This window comes from Streptomyces sp. NPDC001927 (genome assembly GCF_053594455.1).
The window spans coordinates 1-4,944 of the sequence record NZ_JBSFEN010000023.1 but is presented as its reverse complement, the minus strand read 5'-3'; the positions used below and the strand labels follow the sequence as shown (position 1 = coordinate 4,944).

General features: G+C 57.3%; 2 rRNA genes. Both read right to left on the bottom strand.

Going from position 1 to position 4,944, the window contains the following annotated elements:
* Position 1: 1 nt before the first annotated feature.
* Positions 2–3,125 (bottom strand): 23S ribosomal RNA (locus ACWCO8_RS37005).
* 286 nt (positions 3,126–3,411) lie between these two features.
* Positions 3,412–4,937, bottom strand: a 16S ribosomal RNA gene (locus ACWCO8_RS37000).
* Together the 16S and 23S rRNA genes form the textbook arrangement of a ribosomal RNA operon.
* Positions 4,938–4,944 lie beyond the last annotated feature (7 nt).

Below are 4,944 nucleotides of genomic sequence, written 5' to 3'. Positions count from 1 at the left end.
TGAGGACAAGCCCTCGGCCTATTAGTACCGGTCAGCTCCACCCATTACTGGGCTTCCACATCCGGCCTATCAACCCAGTCGTCTACTGGGAGCCTTACCCTCTCAAGGAGGTGGGAATACTCATCTCGAAGCAGGCTTCCCGCTTAGATGCTTTCAGCGGTTATCCCTCCCGAACGTAGCCAACCAGCCATGCCCTTGGCAGGACAACTGGCACACCAGAGGTTCGTCCGTCCCGGTCCTCTCGTACTAGGGACAGCCCTTCTCAATATTCCTACGCGCACAGAGGATAGGGACCGAACTGTCTCACGACGTTCTAAACCCAGCTCGCGTACCGCTTTAATGGGCGAACAGCCCAACCCTTGGGACCGACTCCAGCCCCAGGATGCGACGAGCCGACATCGAGGTGCCAAACCATCCCGTCGATATGGACTCTTGGGGAAGATCAGCCTGTTATCCCCGGGGTACCTTTTATCCGTTGAGCGACGGCGCTTCCACAAGCCACCGCCGGATCACTAGTCCCGACTTTCGTCCCTGCTCGACCCGTCGGTCTCACAGTCAAGCTCCCTTGTGCACTTACACTCAACACCTGATTGCCAACCAGGCTGAGGGAACCTTTGGGCGCCTCCGTTACCCTTTGGGAGGCAACCGCCCCAGTTAAACTACCCATCAGACACTGTCCCTGATCCGGATCACGGACCGAGGTTAGACATCCAGCACGACCAGAGTGGTATTTCAACGGCGACTCCACAACCACTGGCGTGGCTGCTTCAAAGTCTCCCACCTATCCTACACAAGCCGAACCGAACACCAATATCAAACTGTAGTAAAGGTCCCGGGGTCTTTCCGTCCTTCTGCGCGAAACGAGCATCTTTACTCGTAGTGCAATTTCACCGGGCCTATGGTTGAGACAGTCGAGAAGTCGTTACGCCATTCGTGCAGGTCGGAACTTACCCGACAAGGAATTTCGCTACCTTAGGATGGTTATAGTTACCACCGCCGTTTACTGGCGCTTAAGTTCTCAGCTTCGCAACCCCGAAAGGTCACTAACCGGTCCCCTTAACGTTCCAGCACCGGGCAGGCGTCAGTCCGTATACATCGCCTTACGGCTTCGCACGGACCTGTGTTTTTAGTAAACAGTCGCTTCTCGCTGGTCTCTGCGGCCACCCCCAGCTCAGAGTGCAAGACTCATCACCAGACGTGGCCCCCCTTCTCCCGAAGTTACGGGGGCATTTTGCCGAGTTCCTTAACCATAGTTCACCCGAACGCCTCGGTATTCTCTACCTGACCACCTGAGTCGGTTTAGGGTACGGGCCGCCATGAAACTCGCTAGAGGCTTTTCTCGACAGCATAGGATCATCCACTTCACCACAATCGGCTCGGCATCAGGTCTCAGCCTTAACGTGTGACGGATTTGCCTACCACACGGCCTACACCCTTACCCCGGGACAACCACCGCCCGGGCTGGACTACCTTCCTGCGTCACCCCATCGCTTACCTACTACCACCTTGGTTCGCCGGCTCCACCACTTTCCTTTCCCCGAAGGGTCCGGAACGGCTTCACGGGCTTAGCATTAATGGGCTCGATATTGGGCGTTTCAAAGCGGGTACCGGAATATCAACCGGTTGTCCATCGACTACGCCTGTCGGCCTCGCCTTAGGTCCCGACTTACCCTGGGCAGATCAGCTTGACCCAGGAACCCTTAGTCAATCGGCGCACACGTTTCTCACGTGTGTATCGCTACTCATGCCTGCATTCTCACTCGTGAACCGTCCACAACTCGCTTCCGCGGCTGCTTCACCCGGCACACGACGCTCCCCTACCCATCACAGCACCCGTTGGGGCTTATTGCTGCAATGACACGACTTCGGCGGTACGCTTGAGCCCCGCTACATTGTCGGCGCGGAATCACTTGACCAGTGAGCTATTACGCACTCTTTCAAGGGTGGCTGCTTCTAAGCCAACCTCCTGGTTGTCTCTGCGACTCCACATCCTTTCCCACTTAGCGTACGCTTAGGGGCCTTAGTCGATGCTCTGGGCTGTTTCCCTCTCGACCATGGAGCTTATCCCCCACAGTCTCACTGCCGCGCTCTCACTTACCGGCATTCGGAGTTTGGCTAAGGTCAGTAACCCGGTAGGGCCCATCGCCTATCCAGTGCTCTACCTCCGGTAAGAAACACACGACGCTGCACCTAAATGCATTTCGGGGAGAACCAGCTATCACGGAGTTTGATTGGCCTTTCACCCCTAACCACAGGTCATCCCCCAGGTTTTCAACCCTGGTGGGTTCGGTCCTCCACGAAGTCTTACCTCCGCTTCAACCTGCCCATGGCTAGATCACTCCGCTTCGGGTCTTGAGCGTGCTACTGAATCGCCCTATTCGGACTCGCTTTCGCTACGGCTTCCCCACACGGGTTAACCTCGCAACACACCGCAAACTCGCAGGCTCATTCTTCAAAAGGCACGCAGTCACGACCCATTGGGTAAACCCAATGAGCGACGCTCCCACGGCTTGTAGGCACACGGTTTCAGGTACTATTTCACTCCGCTCCCGCGGTACTTTTCACCATTCCCTCACGGTACTATCCGCTATCGGTCACCAGGGAATATTTAGGCTTAGCGGGTGGTCCCGCCAGATTCACACGGGATTTCTCGGGCCCCGTGCTACTTGGGTGTCTCTCAAACGAGCCGTTGATGTTTCAGCTACGGGGGTCTTACCCTCTACGCCGGACCTTTCGCATGTCCTTCGCCTACATCAACGGTTTCTGACTCGTCCTGTCGCCGGCAGACGACAGAAGAGAGATCCCACAACCCCGCATGCGCAACCCCTGCCGGGTATCACACGCATACGGTTTGGCCTCATCCGGTTTCGCTCGCCACTACTCCCGGAATCACGGTTGTTTTCTCTTCCTGAGGGTACTGAGATGTTTCACTTCCCCTCGTTCCCTCCACATGCCCTATGTGTTCAGGCATGGGTGACAGCCCATGACGACTGCCGGGTTTCCCCATTCGGAAACCCCCGGATCAAAGCCTGGTTGACGGCTCCCCGGGGACTATCGTGGCCTCCCACGTCCTTCATCGGTTCCTGGTGCCAAGGCATCCACCGTGCGCCCTTAAAAACTTGGCCACAGATGCTCGCGTCCACTGTGTAGTTCTCAAGCAACGACCAGCCACCCATCACCCCGCCCTACAAGGCGAGTTCACTGGGGCCGGCATCGCGAAGATACAAACCTTACGGCCGTACCCTCAGATACCCAACAACGTGCCAAGCACAGCCCGTTCCTCGAATCCCGTGTTCCACGCCGAAGCAGTACTAACGGTTTCTCGGTCACCGACTGTGCCAACTAATCAACGTTCCACCCATGAGCTGACCGTGCAGAACGTTTGTCTGCAATCGGTACTGTGCTCCTTAGAAAGGAGGTGATCCAGCCGCACCTTCCGGTACGGCTACCTTGTTACGACTTCGTCCCAATCGCCAGTCCCACCTTCGACAGCTCCCTCCCACAAGGGGTTGGGCCACCGGCTTCGGGTGTTACCGACTTTCGTGACGTGACGGGCGGTGTGTACAAGGCCCGGGAACGTATTCACCGCAGCAATGCTGATCTGCGATTACTAGCAACTCCGACTTCATGGGGTCGAGTTGCAGACCCCAATCCGAACTGAGACCGGCTTTTTGAGATTCGCTCCGCCTCGCGGCATCGCAGCTCTTTGTACCGGCCATTGTAGCACGTGTGCAGCCCAAGACATAAGGGGCATGATGACTTGACGTCGTCCCCACCTTCCTCCGAGTTGACCCCGGCGGTCTCCTGTGAGTCCCCATCACCCCGAAGGGCATGCTGGCAACACAGGACAAGGGTTGCGCTCGTTGCGGGACTTAACCCAACATCTCACGACACGAGCTGACGACAGCCATGCACCACCTGTATACCGACCACAAGGGGGGCACTATCTCTAATGCTTTCCGGTATATGTCAAGCCTTGGTAAGGTTCTTCGCGTTGCGTCGAATTAAGCCACATGCTCCGCTGCTTGTGCGGGCCCCCGTCAATTCCTTTGAGTTTTAGCCTTGCGGCCGTACTCCCCAGGCGGGGAACTTAATGCGTTAGCTGCGGCACCGACGACGTGGAATGTCGCCAACACCTAGTTCCCAACGTTTACGGCGTGGACTACCAGGGTATCTAATCCTGTTCGCTCCCCACGCTTTCGCTCCTCAGCGTCAGTAATGGCCCAGAGATCCGCCTTCGCCACCGGTGTTCCTCCTGATATCTGCGCATTTCACCGCTACACCAGGAATTCCGATCTCCCCTACCACACTCTAGCCTGCCCGTATCGGATGCAGACCCGGGGTTAAGCCCCGGGCTTTCACACCCGACGTGACAAGCCGCCTACGAGCTCTTTACGCCCAATAATTCCGGACAACGCTTGCGCCCTACGTATTACCGCGGCTGCTGGCACGTAGTTAGCCGGCGCTTCTTCTGCAGGTACCGTCACTTTCGCTTCTTCCCTGCTGAAAGAGGTTTACAACCCGAAGGCCGTCATCCCTCACGCGGCGTCGCTGCATCAGGCTTTCGCCCATTGTGCAATATTCCCCACTGCTGCCTCCCGTAGGAGTCTGGGCCGTGTCTCAGTCCCAGTGTGGCCGGTCGCCCTCTCAGGCCGGCTACCCGTCGTCGCCTTGGTGGGCCATTACCCCACCAACAAGCTGATAGGCCGCGGGCTCATCCTTCACCGCCGGAGCTTTCAACCAGCCTCCATGCGGAGGCCGGTGTTATCCGGTATTAGACCCCGTTTCCAGGGCTTGTCCCAGAGTGAAGGGCAGATTGCCCACGTGTTACTCACCCGTTCGCCACTAATCCACCCCGAAGGGCTTCATCGTTCGACTTGCATGTGTTAAGCACGCCGCCAGCGTTCGTCCTGAGCCAGGATCAAACTCTCCGTGAATGTTTAC